Source organism: Enterobacter cloacae complex sp. SYL003, assembly GCF_049236925.1.
In the GTDB taxonomy this organism is placed as follows: Bacteria; Pseudomonadota; Gammaproteobacteria; order Enterobacterales; family Enterobacteriaceae; genus Enterobacter; species Enterobacter intestinihominis.
Genome location: NZ_JBMKJK010000001.1, coordinates 92,779 through 112,279, shown reverse-complemented (window position 1 = coordinate 112,279; position 19,501 = coordinate 92,779). Strand labels below are relative to the sequence as shown.

The window sequence follows — 19,501 nt, the reverse complement described above, 5'->3', positions numbered from 1 at the left end:
AAAATGCTTAAAAATAGCGAATAACCACACTACTCAGAGTGGTTATTATAAAAAGTATAAAATTACGTCCTCAATTCTGTTTTTTTGATCGCGATCAATAGTAATGGCATCCAAAGGCGCAATATAAAAACATCATCATTTTTTATTTAGCGCAAACAAAAATGCGTTAAATCGCTATTACTGAAAACACAAAAACGCACCTTAAATAACTAAAAAAAGCAAAACGAATAAAGCAATCGAATTTGTGTTTTCGCTGTACGACGAATTTTTGACAACTTAAGACGTGAAACTATGAAAACAAAAACTGCTGTAACGCCTCCTGCGGCGAATCTGGCATCAAATGGAACAGCAAAACGCCTGCTGATGATGGCCCTGCCCGTCATTGTCGCCGTCCTGCTGTTGTTTGTCCCCGTTCCGGAAGGGCTGCCGCCATATGCGTGGCACTACTTCGCCATCTTTGTCGGCGTCATCGTCGGGTTGATTTTCGAACCGCTGCCGGGCGCCGTGATCGGTCTTACCGGCGTCGTGGCGATTGCGCTGTGCAGCCAGTGGGTGCTCTTTAGCCCGGAACAGCTGGCTGACCCGAAATTCAAGCTGGCGGGCGCCTCCTTTAAATGGGCGGTGAGCGGGTTTGGTAACTCCACCGTCTGGCTGATTTTCGGTGCCTTTATGTTTGCCGCAGGCTACGACAAAACCCGCTTCGGCCGCCGTCTGGCACTGATTCTGGTGAAGTACCTGGGCCGTCGCAGCCTGACGCTCGGTTACGCCATTACGTTTGCGGACCTGCTGCTGGCCCCGTTCACCCCGTCCAACACCGCGCGCAGCGGCGGGACCATCTACCCGATTATCGCTAACCTGCCGCCGTTGTACGGTTCAAAACCCAACGACCCAAGCGCGCGCAAAATCGGTTCCTATCTGATGTGGGTGGCAATCACCGCGGCTTGTATCACCAGCTCGATGTTCCTTTCCGCTCTGGCACCTAACCTGCTGGCACTGGCGCTGGTGAAAAGCACCGTTGGAATTGATATCTCCTGGGGGACCTGGTTCCTCGCCTTCCTGCCGCTGGGTATCCTGCTGATCCTGACCATGCCGCTACTGGCCTACTGGTTCTACCCGCCAGAAGTGAAGGTAAACAATGAAGTACCACTGTGGGCGACCCGCGAACTGGAAAAACTGGGCAAACTGTCGCGCAATGAGATCCTGCTGCTGGTGTTCGTGTGCTGCGCGCTTCTGATGTGGATCTTCGCCGCGGCGTGGATTGAACCGGCCATGGCTGCCCTGCTGATCGTTGGCCTGATGCTGTGGACCGGCGTGCTGGAGTGGAACGACATCACCGGCAACAAAGCCGCGTGGAATACCTTCGTCTGGTTCGCCACCCTGGTGGCACTGGCGGATGGTCTCTCCTCCACCGGCTTTATCAGCTGGCTGGGTAAAGAAGGCGGCCTGCTAATGAGCGGTATCTCGCCGGGTGTCGCCACCATCGTCCTGCTGCTGGCGTTCTACCTGCTGCACTACCTGTTCGCCAGCACCACCGCGCACACCACGGCGCTGCTGCCTGCGATGCTGACCATCGCCTCCACCATTCCGGGCATGAATATGGAAGTGTTCGTCCTGCTGATGGTGACCTCGCTGGGCGTGATGGGGATCATCACCCCGTACGGTACTGGCCCAAGCCCGATTTACTACGGTAGCGGCTACCTGCCAACCAAAGACTACTGGCGCCTCGGCACTATCTTCGGCGCCATCTTCCTGGCAGCTCTGCTGCTGATTGGTTACCCGTGGATGTCCATGATGTTCTGATTTCTGACCGCCGGACTTCTCCTCCGGCGGTTTTATTTTTGTGGAGCAATACGCTATGTCAAACAAACCGTTTTTCTACCAGAACCCCTTCCCGCTCGCGCATGACGACACCGAATACTATCTGCTGACCAAAGAGCACGTCTCCGTTGCCGAGTTTGACGGTCAGGAAGTGCTGAAGGTGGAGCCCGAAGCGCTGACCCTGCTGGCACAGCAGGCCTTCCACGACGCCGCGTTTATGCTGCGCACCTCTCACCAGAAGCAGGTTGCGGCTATTCTGAGCGACCCGGAAGCCAGCGAGAACGATAAGTACGTCGCCCTGCAATTCCTGCGCAACTCCGAGATTGCGGCGAAAGGCGTGCTGCCCACCTGTCAGGATACCGGCACGGCAATCATTATGGGTAAGAAAGGCCAACGCGTCTGGACCGGCGGCGGTGACGAAGCAGCGCTGAGCCAGGGCGTGTATAACACCTATATTGAAGACAACCTGCGCTACTCGCAGAATGCGGCGCTGGATATGTATAAAGAGGTGAATACTGGCACCAACCTGCCCGCGCAGATCGACCTCTACAGCGTGGATGGTGACGAGTACAAATTCCTCTGCATGGCGAAAGGCGGCGGTTCCGCCAACAAAACCTATCTGTATCAGGAAACCAAAGCGTTGATCACCCCGGCGAAGCTGAAAAATTATCTGGTTGAGAAGATGCGGACCCTCGGCACCGCGGCCTGCCCGCCTTACCATATCGCCTTCGTTATCGGCGGCACCTCAGCGGAAGCCACGCTGAAAACCGTCAAGCTCGCCTCTGCGCGCTACTACGATAGCCTGCCAACCGAAGGCAACGCGCACGGCCAGGCGTTCCGCGACGTCCAGCTCGAGCAGGAACTGCTTCAGGAAGCGCAAAACCTCGGCCTTGGCGCGCAGTTTGGCGGGAAATACTTCGCGCACGATATTCGCGTGATCCGTCTGCCGCGCCACGGTGCCTCCTGCCCGATCGGCATGGGTGTTTCGTGCTCCGCCGACCGCAACATCAAGGCGAAAATCAACCGCAACGGGATCTGGATTGAGAAGCTGGAGCACAATCCGGGCCAGTATATTCCTGAATCCCTGCGCCAGCAGGGAGAAGGCGACGTAGTAAGCATTGATCTGAACAAGCCGATGCCCGATATTCTGGCGCAGCTTTCCGCGCACCCGGTCTCCACCCGCCTGTCGCTGAATGGCACCATTATTGTGGCGCGCGACATCGCCCATGCGAAGCTGAAAGAACTGCTCGATAACGGCGAAGCCCTGCCGCAGTACGTCAAAGATCACCCGATTTACTATGCAGGCCCGGCCAAAACGCCAGAAGGCTACGCGTCTGGCTCACTCGGCCCGACCACTGCGGGACGTATGGACTCCTATGTGGACTTATTGCAATCCCACGGTGCGAGCATGATCATGCTGGCGAAAGGTAACCGCAGCCAGCAGGTGACGGACGCCTGCCATAAACACGGCGGCTTCTACCTCGGCAGCATTGGCGGCCCGGCGGCGGTGCTGGCGCAAAACAGCATCAAGAGTCTGGAGTGCGTGGCGTATCCGGAACTGGGAATGGAAGCGATCTGGAAAATTGAAGTGGAGAACTTCCCGGCCTTTATCCTGGTGGATGACAAAGGCAACGATTTCTTCCAGCAGATCCAGAACAAGCAGTGCAAAGGCTGTTCACAGCGCTGAGTCTTTCCACAATGACGGCAGCAGCGACAGCGTTTCATTAATTAACCCGCGCTTGTCGCTGCCCGGTTTCCAGATCGTCACCATCGTTTGACCGATCCCCTGGCTGCCCACTTCGGTGTGCAGCCTTTTTACGTTTTGCCATCGCGCCGCCTGAAGATGCGTCGGCAAAAACCCCCAGCCGCACCCTTTCTCCAGCAGGCCGCGCAGCATCTCCAGTTCGTTAGTGAAAAGCGTGTGCCCTGAAATTTGCAGGCGACGGGCAACCGGCTCGTCTGACGCGGCATGCATAATCACCTGCGGAACCAGAGAGAGATCGAGCAGCGACACCGGCGACGCAACCTCCGCAAAAAGCGCCGTTGCGGCGTAAAAATCCATTTCGATCGCCCCCAGCGCCCGCCACTCCATCTCATTGCCCACGCTGCGGTTGCGCGCCTGGCAGATCCCCAGATCGGCCTGACCGTCCGCCAGCATGGCTTCCGCCTCATCGCGCGATGCGCTGGTCAGGCTCAGGCGGATCTTTTTCGCCGCCAGTGTGGCAATCAGCGCCTGTAAAAAAGCTCTGGGGGTGAACGGATCGTAAACGAGGGCAATGTCCTGCGTGGCGCTGTCGGGCACCGATCGGGCAAACGCCTCAAATGCTTTGACCTGCCGCATCAGCAGGTGCGCCTGCCGCTGAAGCTGCTCCCCCTCCGGCGTCAGGCGCAGGCTGCGCCCCTCCCGCAGGAACAGAGCGTAGCCCAGCCCATCCTCAAGAAAATCGATCAGATCCCGCAAGGTTGTACGATCTTTGCCGAGTTTACTGGCCGCCTTCATCAGGCTGCCGTGCTCAGCGACGGCGGTGAACGCCTCAAGTTGGGCAAAGGAATAGATCAGGGATGCCACGTCATTCTCCACGCGATTTTCCGGGGGATTTTCCCCCATAACGCGTTTTTTATTATAGGCCGCAGGTTCTTAAACTGAAGTCCTTCCTGAGCCAAACGAGATAAATATGAAAATCAAAACAAACCGCACGCTGCTCGCGGCGCTGGTTGTCAGTAGCCTGCTCTCGCCCGCCGTCATGGCGGCCTGCAACGGTACCGACCTCACGACCTGTCCGGCGCCTTTCGATGCCAGACTCCCGGACGCACATACCATGCTCACCTGGAGCCAGGCCGATCGCGTGGTGGGCTTTCGCAATGACTACCGCAACTACGCGGGCGATGTGTTCCGCCACGGCAACGCAACGCCGCTGCTGCCCGCAGAAAAACCGCTCACCGATGCCCGCTATCAGGTGAAGGGTAAGATTTACAATCTTCAGGATTACCTGAAACGCCAGAACGTCAGCGGCATGCTGGTGCTGAAAAATGGCAAAGTGGCCTATAAATACCTGGGAGAAGGCAATACCAACTCAACGCTCTGGACGTCGCGTTCCGTGGGCAAATCGGTGGTTTCCGCGCTGGTGGGCGTTGCGATAAAAGAGGGTAAAATCCACTCCCTGGACGACCTCATCACCCTGTACGAACCGGATTTAAAAGGCACCGCCTGGGAGGGCGTAACGCTAAAACAGCTCATCACCCACACCTCGGGCGTGGCGTGGAACGAAGATTACACTAACCCGCAGTCAGACTTCGCCCGGCTTACCGAATGCGAAGCGAAACCGGGCACCTACGACTGCGTGCGCACCCTGGTGAAAGGATTACACCGTGAACACCCGGCGGGTGAAAACTGGTCCTATTCCTCGGGTGGCGCCTGGCTGTTAGGCGATGTGCTTGAGCGCGCCACCGGCATGACGCTCGCGGCGTATCTGGAGAAAAGCATCTGGCAACCGTACGGCATGGCGAGCGACGGCGTGTGGCATGCTTACAGCAAAGGCCAGCACGACGTGGGTGCGCATGGGTTCAACGCCACGCTGGAAGACTGGGGGCGTTTCGGGGAGTTTATCCTGCATAACGGTACACTGCCGGACGGAAAGCAGATCCTCCCCGAGGGCTGGGTGAAACAGTCCTCAGCCTGGACACAGGCCAAAGGATCGGTGTCCGAGGCGCATCCGAAGGGGTTGTACGGCTACCAGTGGTGGAACAACGAAGTGCCGGCCACCGCCACAAACGTGGAGCCGAAAGTCGAAAATTCGCTGAAGGATTCCCTGTGGGCGCTGGGTATTTTTGGTCAGATGATCGTGGTTAATCAGAAAGAAAATCTGGTTATCGTCCAGTGGTCCACCTGGCCGCAGGCAGAGCCGTCATTCAGCGCCCAGCCGCTGGAAGCGTCGCTGATGTTTAGCGCGATTGCGAACGCGCTGCGCTGATAATCCCAAGCCAGGCCCCGCCTGGCTTCTCACCTGCGCGGTGTCACAAAACTGATATATCAGCAACTTAGCGAAATGTGGTAAATAAAAGATCACCGAAATGTTAAGTTATTGTTGAATATGTAAATACTGGTCAACGCTTTGTCATTAATGCACCACACGCATCAGTCCATGCGCGATTTGCGCTTATCAATTTCCACTTCCTGATCCAGTTTTCAGAAACAGACGAGCATAACGTCACTATAAAACTGGAGATAATCATGGTTTCCTCAACCTCACCTGCAACGGTTCGTTCGAAAGCGGGCGCGATTTTCCGCGTCACGTCGGGCAACTTTCTTGAGCAATTCGACTTCTTTCTGTTCGGCTTTTATGCCACCTACATCGCCCACACGTTCTTCCCGGCAAGCAGTGAATTTGCGTCGCTGATGATGACCTTCGCCGTCTTTGGCGCGGGCTTTCTGATGCGTCCGATCGGGGCCATTGTGCTGGGGGCTTACATTGATAAAGTGGGTCGCCGTAAAGGGCTGATCGTCACCCTGTCGATTATGGCCGCCGGAACCTTTCTGATTGTGCTGATCCCTTCTTATCAGAGCATTGGCCTGTGGGCGCCGCTGCTGGTGCTGACCGGCCGCCTGTTGCAGGGCTTTTCGGCAGGCGCCGAGCTGGGCGGGGTTTCGGTTTATCTGGCGGAGATCGCAACGCCGGGCCGCAAGGGTTTCTACACCAGCTGGCAGTCGGGTAGCCAGCAGGTCGCCATTATGATCGCGGCGGCGATGGGCTTTGCGCTGAATATGGTGCTGGAAGAGAGTGCCATTCGCGAATGGGGGTGGCGTATTCCGTTCCTGTTTGGCTGTCTGATTGTGCCGTTCATCTTTTTCCTGCGCCGCAAGCTCGAAGAGACCGAGGAATTCAGCGCCCGTCGCCACCATCTGGCGATGCGTCAGGTCTTCACAACGCTGCTCGCCAACTGGCCAGTAGTCATCGCGGGCATGCTGATGGTGGCGATGACCACCACCGCGTTTTACCTGATCACCGTTTACGCGCCGACCTTCGGTAAAAAAGTCCTGATGCTCAGCGCCTCGGACAGTCTTTTGGTCACGCTACTGGTAGCCATTTCTAACTTCATCTGGCTACCGATAGGCGGTGCGTTGTCGGACCGCTTCGGACGCAAACCGGTGCTGATCGCCATGACGCTGCTGGCGCTGGCGACCAGCTATCCGGCACTGACGATGCTGGCGGCAGCCCCGAGTTTCTCCATGATGCTGACCGTGCTGCTGTGGCTCTCTTTCCTCTACGGCCTGTATAACGGCGCGATGATCCCGGCCCTGACGGAGATCATGCCAGCAGAGGTGCGTGTGGCGGGCTTCTCGCTGGCTTATAGCCTCGCAACGGCGGTCTTTGGCGGTTTCACGCCGGTGATTTCTACCGCCTTAATTGAGTACACCGGCGATAAAGCCTCACCGGGGTACTGGATGAGCTTTGCCGCCGTTTGCGCCCTGCTGGCAACGCTTTATCTCTATCGTCGTCGCACGTTAATTCTACAAACCGCCGTTAAGGAGTGATCCCTCATGCTTACATTCAGAACGGTGATTGCCGCCCTGACCTTCGCCACCCTCAGCGCGGGCGCGCTTGCGCAGGATGTAACGGTGATGATTTCTGGCGGCTTCAAAGCGGCGCTGGAGAAGCTGGCGCCGCAGTACGAAGCGCAAAGCGGCGACAGGCTCATTGTGGTCTCCGGCCCGTCGATGGGCAAAACACCGCAGGCCATTCCGGCCCGGCTCGCCCGGGGCGAAAAAGCGGACGTGGTGATTATGGTGGGCGATGCGCTGGCGAAACTGGAACAGGATCGCAGGACGGCGGCGGGCTCCCGCGTGGAGCTGGCGGATTCGCCCGTCGGGATGGTCGTCAAAGCGGGCGCGCCGGTGCCGGATATCAGTACGGTACCCGCCCTGCGGCAAACGCTGCTGAAGGCGCATTCCATGGCTTATTCCGACAGCGCCAGCGGCCGGTATGTTGAGAGCCAGTTGTTCCGTAAGCTGGGCATCGACGGCCAGGTCCAAAATAAAGCGCACCGGGTTGAGCGCATCCCGGTGGCTTCTGAAGTGGCAAAAGGGAAATACGATCTCGGCTTTCAGCAGGTGAGCGAGCTTCTGCCGGTCCCGGGCGTGACGTTTGTGGGTAAGTTGCCTGACGACATACAGTACATTACCCGTTTCGCCGGAGCCGTAACGCAGAAGGCCGACCATCCTGAGCAGGGAAAAGCGCTGCTGGCCTTTCTCTCCTCGCCACAGGCGGCCAGCGTCATTACGGCAACGGGCTTAACGCCCGTCAGTGCACCTCGCGATACTGCTCGGTGATCAGCGTTTCGAGTTCGGCAGCAATGTAGGACTGGATCCGCCCGCGGCGGCGAATCAACCCCACGGTTCGCCTGACCTCTGGCTCGGTTAAAGGCACCGACGTCAGCAGCGAATGCTCTGCGCGGGGCATTGACATGGCGGGAACGGCCGCAATGCCGATCCCGGCTTCAACCATCCCGAGCATAGTCGTCACGTGCCGCGTTTCGCAGATGCTGGGGCGCTCAGGCCGAATATGTCCGACCCGCTGGTCGAGAAGATTGCGGTTGCCGGAGGTCTTATCCAGACCGATATAATCCTGCTGATAAAAAGCCTGCCACGTCAGGCTTTTTCTTTTTGCAAGCGGGCTGTCTCGTCGGCAGGCGGCCACGTAGACGTCTTCCACCAGCGGGACAAACTCGATGTCGGGCTGTAAACTCCGGGCAAAGCAGATACCAAAATCCGCCTGTCCGCGGGTGACGGCCTCGATAACATTTCCGGCGCTGCTGTCGATAAGTTTAATGCGCACGCGGGGGTAACGGGACTGAAAGCGGCGGATCACATCCGGCATAAAGTAACAGGCGGCAGACGGCACCGTCGCCACGGTGATTAATCCCGTGCGCTCCTCGCTGGCCTTATCGATATCCGAAAGCATGGACTCCACGTCGACAAGCAGTTGCCCGCACCGGTCGGCAAAGGTCTGTCCATACAGAGTCAGCGTGACGCGCCGGGTGGTTCTGTCGAACAGTTTTGTCCCCAGTGCCGCCTCCAGCTTTTCAATTCTGCGACTCAACGCCGACTGGGAAAGGCAAATAGATTCTGCCGCAAGACGGAAATTGCCGTATTCCAGTAAAGCGCGGAAGGCGTAGAGATCGTTGAGGTCAAAATTGACGGGCATACTGACGGGATCCTTAAGCACGGTAGGGTAAGAAGAGATTTATCATAGCCGCGTACGACATACTTCACAAAATGAAGGGGATACCCCTAAAGCGCTATCAACCTGACGGCACATAGTGATAGTTTATGCGGGCTGGATTCCTCTTAAACAGGCTGCCAGTCTGCATGCCGCCGAAGAGGAGTGTCATACTGCTTAACAGAGTATGTTGGCATGCTAACAGCCCCTGACCTTTCCATTTTGTTCACGTGCGAGTAACGAGCAAAGCGATGATTAAGTGGCCCTGGAAAACGAACGAAGCTGGTCGAAATATGGCGCTGCCCTGGGATGAGGCTCTGGCGATCCCCGTGCTGGCGAATCTCTTGCCTGAAGAGCAATCAAAGCTGATTCAGCTGGCCGAGCGTTTTTTACAGCAAAAACGGCTGGTGCCGCTACAGGGCTTCGAACTGGATCCGCTTAAAAATTCGCGCATCGCCCTGCTCTTCTGCTTACCGGTACTGGAGCTGGGTATCGAATGGCTGGATGGCTTCCACGAAGTGCTGATCTACCCGGCGCCGTTTATCGTCGATGATGAGTGGGAGGATGACATCGGGCTGGTGCACAACCAGCGTATGGTGCAGTCCGGGCAGAGCTGGCAGCAAGGGCCGATCATCCTCAACTGGCTGGATATTCAGGACTCCTTCGATGCCTCGGGCTTCAACCTGATCATTCACGAAGTAGCGCATAAGCTGGATACCCGCAACGGCGATCGCGCCAGCGGCGTGCCGCTGATCCCGCTGCGTGAAGTCGCGGGATGGGAGCACGACCTGCACGCGGCGATGGAAAACATTCAGGATGAGATAGACCTGGTGGGTGAAAGCGCGGCCAGCATTGATGCCTATGCCGCGACCGATCCCGCCGAGTGCTTCGCGGTGCTGTCCGAGTATTTCTTTAGCGCACCTGAGCTTTTCGCCCCACGCTTCCCGGCGCTGTGGCAGCGTTTCTGCCAGTTTTACCAGCAGGATCCGCTCCAGCGTCTGCGGCAAAGTGAGGACGCAGCCAGCACCTCCTCTCATCCGTTCCACTAATGTTCAGCAGGGGTACGATCGGTCGATCGTACCCACACGCTCACCGCGAGAAACAGCAGCGCCATTCCCCATGCGGCAGTAATCAAAAACTGCTCACCGTAAAAGCGCGTCACCACGGGTACCAGCAGCGCACTGGCCCCGTACCCCAGCGTATGGCTGGTGGCGATCACCCCTGCCCCTTTGCCCGTCGTCAGCCGATCGTTGAGCAAAAGCTGGTATCCCGGCGTGGCCATGGCGGCACCCAGCGAGGTGATGACAATGCCCACGTAGAACAGGGCTAAACTGGCGAGACACATCAGCCCAAGCCCCGCCACCATCAAGACCGCGGCAATTAAGAGTAAAACCCTCGGGCTAAAATGCTGCGGGCGTACCACCAGAAACTGCGCCGCCAGGGTCGCCAGCGCGGCCAGGCTCAGCAGCAGGGCGACATGATGGCTGATTTGCACGGCATCGCCATTAAATAACGGATGAAGATGCGGCGATAAACCAAGCTGCATCAGGCTGACCAGCGCCGCCAGCAGCAGCGCCAGCAGCAGGAAAGGCATCATAGAGTCCTGTAACCGCGTCGACTGGTGCGCCACCGGCGGCAGCGGGGGATCGGCGGCTTCGCGCAGCACCAGAAGCAGCGCGATAAACGGCGCCAGCGCCATCAGCCAGAGCGGTGCGACCGGGCTGACGCTGAGCATCAGCGCGGCCAGAGGCGGTCCCAGCAGACGCCCGCAGCTAAGGCCAGAGCTTATCGTTGCCAGCGCCGCCATCCTTTTATCCAGCCCCGCGCGTTGAATGGCCCACGTCTGGGCCGCAGGCACCAGCCCCGATACCGTCAGGCCGTACAGCATGCGCGACAGAACCAGGCCCGCCATTCCCCAGAGGGCATTCAGCGCGCCGTTGGCCATCGCCCAGACCACCAGCGCCATCAGGACGAAGCTCGCCAGATAGCCGCCTAACGAGGCCAGCATCACGACCTTACAGCCGTGCCGCTCGCTCTGGCGTCCCCACCAGGGCGATGCGGGTAAAAAGAGCATCGAGCCGAACATCAGCAGCCCGGCCCAGACGGAGAGCGACAGCCCGGTCAGGGAGACCAGCTGCGGCAGCATGACCAGCAAACCGTTTTGTCCGATACCCAATAAACCGGCGCCCAGTGCAAGGGGCCAGTTTGCCTTCGGGGCCATATTGTCAGTGATGTTCTCAGTACAGGTGCGCATAGAATTGTGAAGATAATGTCAATAAATGTGTGGAAATTATGAAGTTTATGAAAACAAATATTGCAAAAATAGTTGCGGCTGTAAACAGAATGAATATCATAACGAGAATTATTATCAGTCATGGAATGAGGTACATCTATGCGTGCTCTGCCCCGCTCCGCCGGTACAGATGTTGCGGCCCAGTGTTTTTTGAACGCGCTGCTGCGCGAAACGAAGGACTGGCACTATCTTCCCGCAACCCGTGCGGATGAGTTATCGCAGATACATATCCCGCTCTCCCCAACCCAGGCCATCCGGGTTCCGGTACGCTATTTCTCCCCCACGCAGCATCACCAGTATTGTTTCCCGGCCACGCTGATTCAGGCTGACAGCGACGGCGGTGACACGGTCACATTCCATCAACTGATTGATTTCATTCTTGAAAAAGAGACAGTAAAAGGCGCTCTGGACGCCGATACGCTGGCCCGCTTTAAGCAGCGCGTCCTGGAGAGCCATACGCACACCTGGCAGGCCATTGATTTACGCCACAACTGGGCAAACCTGCGCGATAAGCCGCTGACCTTTGCCGAAGCGGAACAGGCGCTGCTGGTCGGCCATGCTTTTCATCCTGCCCCAAAATCGCACGAGCCGTTTAACGAGGCCGAGGCGCGCCGCTATCTGCCGGATTTCGCCTCGCGCTTCCCGCTGCGCTGGTTTGCGGTTGAGCATGAACTGATTGCCGGGGACAGTCTGAACGTCTCCCTGCGTGAACGTCTGCTGCGCTTCGCGGCCCAGAGTGCGCCGGATCTTCTCGGCCACTTCACCGACACCCGCTGGCTACTGCCGATGCATCCGTGGCAGGCTGCCTATTTGCTGGAGCAGCCGTGGTGCCAGCGTCTGGTTGAAAAAGGCGCCCTGCGGGATCTTGGCGAGGCGGGCGCACAGTGGCTGCCTACCAGCTCTTCCCGCTCGCTGTACAGCGAAACCAATAGCGACATGATTAAGTTTTCCCTCAGCGTGCGGCTGACCAACTCCGTGCGCACGCTGTCGGTCAAAGAAGTTAAGCGCGGCATGCGCCTGGCGCGGCTGGCGAAAACGGCACGCTGGCAGGAACTCCAGGCGCGCTACCCGACTATGCGCGTGATGCAGGAAGACGGCTGGGCCGGGCTGCGCGATGAAAGCGGCGTCATTCAGGAAGAGAGCCTGATGGCCCTGCGCGTGAACCTGCTATTTGATACGCCAGATACCCAAACCAACGTGCTGGTGAGCCTGACCCAGGCGGCACCGGACGGCGGCGACAGCCTGCTGGCGGCGGCGGTGCGCCGTCTGAGCCAGCGTCTGGATCTCCCGCTCGCCCAGGCCGCCCGCTGCTGGCTGGACGCCTACTGCGACCGCGTATTGCTTCCGCTGTTCAGCGCCGAGGCGGACTACGGTCTGGTCCTGCTGGCGCACCAGCAAAATATCCTCGTTGAGATGCAGCAGGATTTCCCCGTTGGGCTGATCTACCGCGATTGTCAGGGCAGCGCCTGGACCGAAGGGGCCGACGCGTGGCTGAAAGAGGCAGGCGAAACCGAGGTGGAAAACCGCTTCGGTGAGAGCCAGCTGCTGCGCTACTTCCCTTATTACTTGCTGCTGAACTCTACCCTTGCCGTCACCGCCGCGCTCGCCGCTGCCGGCTTCGACAGCGAAGAGAACCTGATGCCCCGCGTGCGTGACGCGCTGGCCAAACTGCGCACGACGGCGAAGCAGACCCGCTGCCTTGATTATGTGCTCGACAGCCCGACCTGGAACTGCAAAGGCAACTTCTTCTGCTACCTGCACGATCGCAACGAAAACACCATCGTCGATCCGGCGGTGATCTATTTCGACTTTAGCAACCCGTTTTATAAGGAGAAGGCGTGATGGCAAACGCGAATATCGTCCATTCCGGCTACGGCTTTCGCTGTAGGGCCACGGAACAAAACCTGCCGCTGACGCTGGGTCTTGACGGCAGCGCGGTCCTTGCGCGTCTGGCCGGGCTCCCGGACGGCTGGCTGGTGGACGCCCTCGACCAGCTGTTTGTTGCCGCACCCGCCCTGACCGGCATTACCCTGCCGTGGGCCGCCTGGCAGGATGAACCTCAGGCGCAGGCGCTGTTTAGCCTCGCAAACGGGGATTATCTGGCGCGCGAAATATTCTGGCAGCTGCCGCTGTGGCTGAAAGGCGAACGTCCGCAGGCGAGCGGCGGAATGCAGTTTGATGAAAGCCGTCAGCTGTACTTCCCGCTGCGCCCTCATCGTCCGCAGGGCGAAGTGTATCGCCGTTACGATCCGCAGATTAAGCGCACCCTGAGCTTCCGCGTGGCGGACGTGGCGCTGGACGGCGAGCGTTTTACCCGCTGGATGAACACCCCACGCGTGAACGCCTTCTGGGAGATGGCGGGCCCGCAGGCCGAGCAGGAGAACTACCTGCGCCGTCAGCTCGACTCGACCTATTGCTACCCGGTGATCGGCTGCTTTGACGACCAGCCGTTCGGCTATTTTGAACTTTACTGGGCGGCGGAAGACCGCATTGGCCGCCACTATCGCTGGCAGCCCTATGATCGCGGACTGCACATGCTGGTGGGTGAAGAGAACTGGCGCGGGGCGCAGTATATCCGCAGCTGGCTGCGCGGCCTCAGCCACTATCTGTATCTCGATGAACCGCGTACGGCGCGCATTGTGGCGGAACCGCGCTTCGACAACCAGCGTCTGTTCCGCCATCTGGCGCCCGCCGGTTTTGACACGGTGAAAGAGTTCGACTTCCCGCACAAACGCTCCCGTCTCATCATGAGCGAGCGGCACCGCTTCTTCCATGAGGTGGAACTGTGAACGCGCTCTGGCAGAAAGTGAACCGCGAGATGGTGGCGAAGATCCTCGCTGAACTGGAATATGAACGCACCCTGCGCGCCGAGCCGGTTTCGGCGGACTACTGGCGCATCAGTATGGGCAACGCGACCTGGCAGTTTAGCGCCACGCGTGGGATCTGGGGCTGGCTGCATATTGACCCTGATACCCTGACCACCGCCAGTGGCGCGGCGGTCGAAGCGGAAAACGCGCTGCTGCAACTGGCCACCGTGCTGGAGATGAGCGACGCGCAAACGGCGGAGCACATGGAAGATCTCTACGCCACGCTGCGGGGCGACATGCAGCTGTTGCAGGCGCGTGACACGCTGGATGCCGATGCGCTGATCCACCTCGACCCGGACGAACTACAGTGCCTTATGCGCGGTCACCCGAAGTTTATTTTCAACAAGGGACGCCGCGGCTGGGGGCTGGATGCCCTGCGCCAGTACGCGCCGGAATATCGCGGGCGTTTTCGTCTGCACTGGGTCGCCGTGCAACGCGATCGTCTGGTCTGGAGCAGTGACGCCGATTGCGATATCAACACCCTGCTCGCCAGCGCCATGGATGATGCCGAGCGCACCCGATTCGACGCCCGCTGGCAGGGGCTGGATCTGGACGACAGCTGGCTGCCGGTGCCGCTGCATCCGTGGCAGTGGCAGCAAAAAATTGCCATTCATTTCCTGGCACAGCTCGCGCGCGGTGAGATGGTGGAGCTGGGAGAGTTCGGCGATGAGTATCTGGCGCAGCAGTCCCTGCGCACGCTGACCAATGCCAGCCGTCGCGCGCCGTATGACATCAAGCTGCCGCTGACCATCTACAACACTTCCTGCTACCGCGGTATTCCGGGCAAGTATATTGCCGCCGGTCCGCTGGCCTCGCGCTGGCTACAGCAGCAGTTCGCCAGCGATGCCACGCTGATTCACTCCGGGGCGCAGGTGCTTGGCGAACCCGCAGCCGGATATCTGTCGCATCCGGGTTATGCCGCATTGCCTGAGGCGCCGTACCGCTATCAGGAGATGCTGGGGGTGATCTGGCGCGAGAACCCATCCTGCTATTTACAGGATGGCGAACAGGCGGTGCTGATGGCCGCGCTGATGGAAACCGATAACGACGGGCGCCCGCTGATTGACGCATGGATCAAACGCTCGGGGTTAACCGCTGACGCATGGCTGGAAAAGCTGTTTGAGGCGACGGTGATCCCCTTCTATCACCTGCTCTGCCGCTACGGGGTGGCGCTCATCGCCCACGGCCAGAACGTCACGCTGGTGATGAAAGATTACGTCCCACAGCGCATTCTGCTGAAGGATTTCCAGGGCGACATGCGCCTGGTGGACGAGGATTTCCCGCAGGCGCAGAGCCTGCCGGAGCAGGTAAAAGCCGTCACCGCACGCCTCAGTGCGGATTACATCATCCACGACCTGCAAACCGGCAACTTTGTCACGGTGCTGCGCTTTATTTCCCGTCTCACCCTGCAATGCGGCGTGAGCGAAACCCGCTTCTATCAGATCCTGGCGCAGGTATTACGTCGCTATATGGCCGCCCATCCGGATCTTGCGGCGCGCTTCGCGAAGTTCGACCTGTTTAAGCCGCAGATTATTCGCGTGATCCTCAACCCGGTCAAACTGACCTTCTCTGAACACGACGGCGGCAGCCGCATGCTGCCGAACTACGTCTGCGATCTTGATAACCCTCTTTTTCTGGTCTCCCAGGAGTCAGCGCAATGAAAACCTATGATTTCATCGGCATTGGTATCGGTCCGTTCAACCTCAGTATTGCCGCGCTGGCAGAGGGGCTGGACGGTTTTAGCTCGCTGTTTCTTGAACGCAAGCCGCACTTCTCCTGGCACCCGGGAATGATGGTACCGGACTGCCATATGCAGACCAGCTTCCTGAAGGATCTGGTCAGCGCCGTGGAGCCAACCAACCGCCACAGCTTCCTGAACTACCTGGTACAGCGCAAAAAGTTCTACCGTTTCCTCACTACCGAGCAGCGCACCGTCTCGCGCGAGGAGTTTGCCGACTACCTGTGCTGGGCGGCGGATAACCTGACTAATCTGGCCTTCAGCCAGCAGGTGCAGCAGGTCAGCTTTGATGAGCAAAACGGTCTGTTTGAGGTCGTGACCCAGCGGGATCGCTTCCTGGCGCGCCACGTCTGCGTGGGGATTGGGAAGCAGATCAATCTGCCAGACTGCGTCACCGCGCAGGACGACACCTGCTTCCATGCCAGCGAAATGATGCTGCGCACGCCGGATTTAGCAGGCAAGCGCGTCACCGTCGTCGGCGGCGGCCAGAGCGGTGCGGATCTGTTTTTGAATATCTTCCGTGGGGAATGGGGCCAGCCGCTGAGCCTCAACTGGATCTCGCGTCGCAACAACTACAACGCGCTGGATGAAGCCGCGTTTGCTAACGAGTATTTCACGCCGGAGTATGTGGACAGCTTCTCCACCCTCGGTGACGACGCCCGTCGCCAGATGTTGCAGGAGCAGAAGATGACCTCCGACGGGATCACCACGGAGTCGCTGCTGGCCATCTATCGTGCCATGTATCACCGCTTCGAAGTGCTGCGGGAAAAACCCTGGGCGCACCTGATGCCGTCCCGCTCGGTGACGGCGCTGACGCGCCAGGAGAACGGGCAGCGCCTCAGCATCCAGCATCACCTGGACGGCGGGCGCGAACAGCTGGAGAGCGATGTGGTGATTTTCGCCACCGGCTACCGCGCCGTGCAGCCCGCGTTTCTCGCCCCGCTCTCTTCCCGACTGCGTCTGGATGAGGATGAAGCCTTCTGCATCAACAACGATTTTACCCTTGAATGGGACGGCCCGCAGAGCAACCGCCTGTTTGCCGTCAATGCCGGGATGCACCGTCTCGGTATTGCCGAACCCCAGCTCAGCCTGATGGCCTGGCGCGCGGCGCGAATTCTGAATCGCGCTCACGATGACGAGCCGTTTGAACTGGCAACCACCCCCGGCGTGATCCACTGGCGGAGCACCACCAGCCCGGAGAGCAGCCAGGTTTTTAAATCATTAATGAAGACCACCGAGTACTGACACACACATTCAGGATCAACATAACAATGAAACGTTCTCATCTTTGGGTTTTAAATCCGTGCTTGCTTGCCATGCTTTCTACCTCTGCGTGGGCGGAAGAACAAAAGGAAGAAGATATTGTGGTTTCTGCCAGCCGGGCACATCGCAGCGTGGCAGAGATGGCGCAAACCACCTGGGTTATAGAGCGGGCGGAAATTGAGCAGCAGGTTCAGGGCGGGAAAGAGATTAAAGAGGTGCTGGCCCAGCTGATCCCCGGCATGGACGTCAGCAGCCAGGGACGCACCAACTACGGCATGAACCTGCGCGGTCGCTCCATGATGGTAATGGTGGACGGCGTACGTCTGAACTCGTCCCGCAGCGACAGCCGCCAGCTCGACTCTATCGATCCGTTCAACATTGACCGTATCGAAGTCATTTCCGGCGCCACCTCGCTGTACGGCGGCGGCAGCACCGGCGGTCTGGTGAACATCGTCACCAAAAAAGGCCAGCCGGAGACCGAAGTGGAGTTCCAGACCGGGGCAAAAAGCGGGTTTAACAGCCATAACGACCATGATGAGAACGTCTCAGCAGCCGTGAGCGGCGGCAACGACAATGCCTCTGGACGTCTGTCGGTCTCCTATCAGCGCTACGGCGGCTGGTATGACGGCAACGGCGACGAGGTGATTATCGATAACACCCAGACCGGCTTGCAGTATTCCGACCGTATCGACGTGATGGGAACGGGCACCATCAACATCGACGATCATCAGCAGCTCCAGTTAACCACCCAGTACTACAAGAGCGAATCCGACGGCAAGCACGGCCTGTTCCTCGGAGAGAATTTCGCTGCGGTCACGGGCGATGCCAAAGCCTATAACAAAGACAACCTGGACTCTGACCGTATCCCGGGCACAGAGCGTCACCTGATCAACCTGCAGTACTCGAACACCGACTTCTGGGGGCAGGATCTGGTTGCGCAGATTTACTACCGTGATGAGAGCCTGACCTACTACCCGTTCCCGACGCTGAGCAAAGGCGCGGTGACCAGCATTGGCGCGTCCCAGCAGAAAACCGATTTTTACGGCGGCAAGCTGACGCTGAACAGCAAGCCGATGGATGACCTGACCCTCACCTGGGGTGTGGATGCCGATCACGAAACGTTCGACGCCAACCAGCAGTTCTTCGACTTAAGCAAAGCAGCGGCGAGCGGCGGCATGGAGCTGGACAACGCCTACAACGTGGGCCGTTACCCGGGATACAGCATTACCAACCTCGCGCCGTTCCTGCAAGCCAGCTATGACATTGACGCTATCACCCTGAGCGGCGGCGTGCGCTACCAGTACACCGAAAACAAGGTGGACGATTTTGTCGGTTACGCCCAGCAGCAGGCAATCGCCACGGGCAAAGCCACCTCCGCTGACGCGGTGCCGGGCGGGAAAACCGACTACAACAACTTCCTGTTTAACGCCGGGATCCTTGGACGTCTGACCGAACAGCAACAGCTGTGGTTTAACTTCTCCCAGGGCTTCGAAATTCCGGACCTGGCGAAGTACTACGGCTCCGGCACCTATCAGCTGGTCGATGGTCACTATCGCCTGCAAAACAGCGTGAACGTGAACGACTCAACGCTGGACGGTATTAAGGTCAATGCTTACGAGCTGGGCTGGCGCTTCACCGGCGATAACCTGCGTACCCAGGTGGCGGCCTACTACTCGCTCTCGGATAAAACCATCACCATCAACAAGAGCGACATGACCATCAACCTGGAAGACGACAAACGTCGTATCTACGGGATTGAAGGCCAGGTGGATTATTTCTTCACCGACAGCGACTGGAGCACCGGGGCGAACTTTAACGCCATCAAGTCCGAAACGCGTGAAAACGGGAAATGGCAGAAGCTGACAGTCGACAGCGCCAGCCCATCGAAAGCCAGCGCATGGGTGAACTGGGCGCCGGGCGACTGGGCCCTGCGCGTGCAGAGCACACAAACCTTCGACGTGTCTGACGCCGACGGTAAGAAGATCGATGGCTATAACACCGTTGATTTCCTGGGCAGCTACGCCCTGCCGGTGGGCAAAGTCAGCTTCAGCGTGGAGAACCTGCTGGACAAAGACTACACCACCGCCTGGGGCCAGCGCGCACCGGGGCTGTATAGTCCAACCTACGGTGCACCGGGTCTTTATACTTATAAAGGCCGTGGACGTACGTTTGGTCTGAACTACTCCGTTCTGTTCTGATCCTGCGCGCCGCCTGTCTGCGGGCGGCGCGATTTGCTGTGCAATTTGAAAGCAAATTTGCTATTAAATCATCGGTTTGCTGAAATTGTCGGCAAACGAACAAAAAC

The 19,501-nt window shown here is 58.7% G+C and carries 14 protein-coding genes; 11 read left to right on the top strand and 3 right to left on the bottom strand.

Going from position 1 to position 19,501, the window contains the following annotated elements; genetic code table 11:
* Nucleotides 1-291: 291 nt before the first annotated feature.
* Entirely contained in the window at nucleotides 292-1,800 is a 1,509-nt protein-coding gene (locus ACOT1A_RS00470) for an anion permease (RefSeq protein WP_022648571.1), read from the top strand.
* 55 nt (nucleotides 1,801-1,855) lie between these two features.
* The gene (gene fumA, locus ACOT1A_RS00465; RefSeq protein ID WP_276169838.1) at nucleotides 1,856-3,505 is read left to right on the top strand and encodes a class I fumarate hydratase FumA; all 1,650 of its coding nucleotides are present in this window, start codon (nucleotides 1,856-1,858) and stop codon (nucleotides 3,503-3,505) included.
* On the opposite strand, the gene ACOT1A_RS00460 is transcribed toward fumA, so the two are convergent.
* Nucleotides 3,494-4,426 (bottom strand): LysR family transcriptional regulator, encoded by a 933-nt coding sequence (locus tag ACOT1A_RS00460; RefSeq protein ID WP_368958404.1) that lies wholly within the window; start codon nucleotides 4,424-4,426, stop codon nucleotides 3,494-3,496. The two genes, fumA and ACOT1A_RS00460, sit on opposite strands and share 12 nt — an antisense overlap.
* A gap of 67 nt (nucleotides 4,427-4,493) precedes the next feature.
* Between ACOT1A_RS00460 and ACOT1A_RS00455 the strand changes: the two genes are divergently transcribed.
* The 3 genes from ACOT1A_RS00455 (at nucleotide 4,494) to ACOT1A_RS00445 (ending at nucleotide 8,146) form a co-directional block, all read left to right on the top strand.
* Nucleotides 4,494-5,789, top strand: a complete 1,296-nt coding sequence (locus ACOT1A_RS00455) for a serine hydrolase domain-containing protein (protein ID WP_276169839.1) — start codon at nucleotides 4,494-4,496, stop codon at nucleotides 5,787-5,789.
* Between the two features lie 260 nt (nucleotides 5,790-6,049).
* A complete protein-coding gene (locus ACOT1A_RS00450; protein WP_023300503.1) occupies nucleotides 6,050-7,351 on the top strand; it encodes an MFS transporter in 1,302 nt (433 codons plus the stop codon).
* 6 nt (nucleotides 7,352-7,357) lie between these two features.
* Nucleotides 7,358-8,146: a substrate-binding domain-containing protein gene (locus ACOT1A_RS00445; RefSeq protein WP_180256541.1), complete on the top strand. Its 789-nt coding sequence runs from the start codon at nucleotides 7,358-7,360 to the stop codon at nucleotides 8,144-8,146.
* Here the strand turns inward: ACOT1A_RS00445 and ACOT1A_RS00440 are convergent.
* Entirely contained in the window at nucleotides 8,118-9,020 is a 903-nt protein-coding gene (locus ACOT1A_RS00440; protein ID WP_023300505.1) for a LysR family transcriptional regulator, read from the bottom strand. The two genes, ACOT1A_RS00445 and ACOT1A_RS00440, sit on opposite strands and share 29 nt — an antisense overlap.
* A gap of 266 nt (nucleotides 9,021-9,286) precedes the next feature.
* On the opposite strand from ACOT1A_RS00440, the gene mtfA reads away from it, so the two are divergent.
* Nucleotides 9,287-10,084, top strand: coding sequence for a DgsA anti-repressor MtfA (gene mtfA, locus ACOT1A_RS00435; protein WP_022648578.1), 798 nt, complete (start codon nucleotides 9,287-9,289; stop codon nucleotides 10,082-10,084).
* Here mtfA and ACOT1A_RS00430 read toward each other — a convergent pair.
* Entirely contained in the window at nucleotides 10,081-11,289 is a 1,209-nt protein-coding gene (locus ACOT1A_RS00430) for an MFS transporter (RefSeq protein WP_276169840.1), read from the bottom strand. The genes mtfA and ACOT1A_RS00430 overlap by 4 nt on opposite strands.
* A gap of 138 nt (nucleotides 11,290-11,427) precedes the next feature.
* Here ACOT1A_RS00430 and ACOT1A_RS00425 point away from each other — a divergent pair, with 138 nt between their 5' ends.
* The 5 genes from ACOT1A_RS00425 to ACOT1A_RS00405 are packed head-to-tail and all read left to right on the top strand — an operon-like array spanning nucleotide 11,428 to nucleotide 19,394.
* Nucleotides 11,428-13,170 carry an IucA/IucC family protein gene (locus ACOT1A_RS00425; protein WP_063151880.1) on the top strand — a complete coding sequence of 581 codons (1,743 nt, stop codon included), beginning with the start codon at nucleotides 11,428-11,430 and terminating at the stop codon, nucleotides 13,168-13,170.
* On the top strand, nucleotides 13,170-14,117 hold the full coding sequence (locus ACOT1A_RS00420; RefSeq protein ID WP_276169841.1) for a GNAT family N-acetyltransferase: 948 nt from the start codon (nucleotides 13,170-13,172) through the stop codon (nucleotides 14,115-14,117). Before ACOT1A_RS00425 ends, ACOT1A_RS00420 begins: the two co-directional genes overlap by 1 nt.
* A complete protein-coding gene (iucC, locus tag ACOT1A_RS00415) occupies nucleotides 14,114-15,856 on the top strand; it encodes an aerobactin synthase IucC (protein ID WP_276169842.1) in 1,743 nt (580 codons plus the stop codon). Before ACOT1A_RS00420 ends, iucC begins: the two co-directional genes overlap by 4 nt.
* On the top strand, nucleotides 15,853-17,178 hold the full coding sequence (locus ACOT1A_RS00410; RefSeq protein WP_023306541.1) for a lysine N(6)-hydroxylase/L-ornithine N(5)-oxygenase family protein: 1,326 nt from the start codon (nucleotides 15,853-15,855) through the stop codon (nucleotides 17,176-17,178). Before iucC ends, ACOT1A_RS00410 begins: the two co-directional genes overlap by 4 nt.
* A gap of 26 nt (nucleotides 17,179-17,204) precedes the next feature.
* On the top strand, nucleotides 17,205-19,394 hold the full coding sequence (locus ACOT1A_RS00405) for a TonB-dependent siderophore receptor (RefSeq protein WP_023300511.1): 2,190 nt from the start codon (nucleotides 17,205-17,207) through the stop codon (nucleotides 19,392-19,394).
* The last annotated feature ends 107 nt before the right edge of the window (nucleotides 19,395-19,501 follow it).

Excerpts from the sequence above, each read along its gene's own strand:
- ACOT1A_RS00470 (WP_022648571.1), top strand. The coding sequence starts at position 292 with ATGAAAACAAAAACTGCTGTAACGCCTCCTGCGGCGAATCTGGCATCA.
- fumA (WP_276169838.1), top strand. The coding sequence starts at position 1,856 with ATGTCAAACAAACCGTTTTTCTACCAGAACCCCTTCCCGCTCGCGCAT.
- ACOT1A_RS00460 (WP_368958404.1), bottom strand. The coding sequence starts at position 4,426 with ATGGGGGAAAATCCCCCGGAAAATCGCGTGGAGAATGACGTGGCATCC.
- ACOT1A_RS00455 (WP_276169839.1), top strand. The coding sequence starts at position 4,494 with ATGAAAATCAAAACAAACCGCACGCTGCTCGCGGCGCTGGTTGTCAGT.
- ACOT1A_RS00450 (WP_023300503.1), top strand. The coding sequence starts at position 6,050 with ATGGTTTCCTCAACCTCACCTGCAACGGTTCGTTCGAAAGCGGGCGCG.
- ACOT1A_RS00445 (WP_180256541.1), top strand. The coding sequence starts at position 7,358 with ATGCTTACATTCAGAACGGTGATTGCCGCCCTGACCTTCGCCACCCTC.
- ACOT1A_RS00440 (WP_023300505.1), bottom strand. The coding sequence starts at position 9,020 with ATGCCCGTCAATTTTGACCTCAACGATCTCTACGCCTTCCGCGCTTTA.
- mtfA (WP_022648578.1), top strand. The coding sequence starts at position 9,287 with ATGATTAAGTGGCCCTGGAAAACGAACGAAGCTGGTCGAAATATGGCG.
- ACOT1A_RS00430 (WP_276169840.1), bottom strand. The coding sequence starts at position 11,289 with ATGCGCACCTGTACTGAGAACATCACTGACAATATGGCCCCGAAGGCA.
- ACOT1A_RS00425 (WP_063151880.1), top strand. The coding sequence starts at position 11,428 with ATGCGTGCTCTGCCCCGCTCCGCCGGTACAGATGTTGCGGCCCAGTGT.
- ACOT1A_RS00420 (WP_276169841.1), top strand. The coding sequence starts at position 13,170 with ATGGCAAACGCGAATATCGTCCATTCCGGCTACGGCTTTCGCTGTAGG.
- ACOT1A_RS00410 (WP_023306541.1), top strand. The coding sequence starts at position 15,853 with ATGAAAACCTATGATTTCATCGGCATTGGTATCGGTCCGTTCAACCTC.
- ACOT1A_RS00405 (WP_023300511.1), top strand. The coding sequence starts at position 17,205 with ATGAAACGTTCTCATCTTTGGGTTTTAAATCCGTGCTTGCTTGCCATG.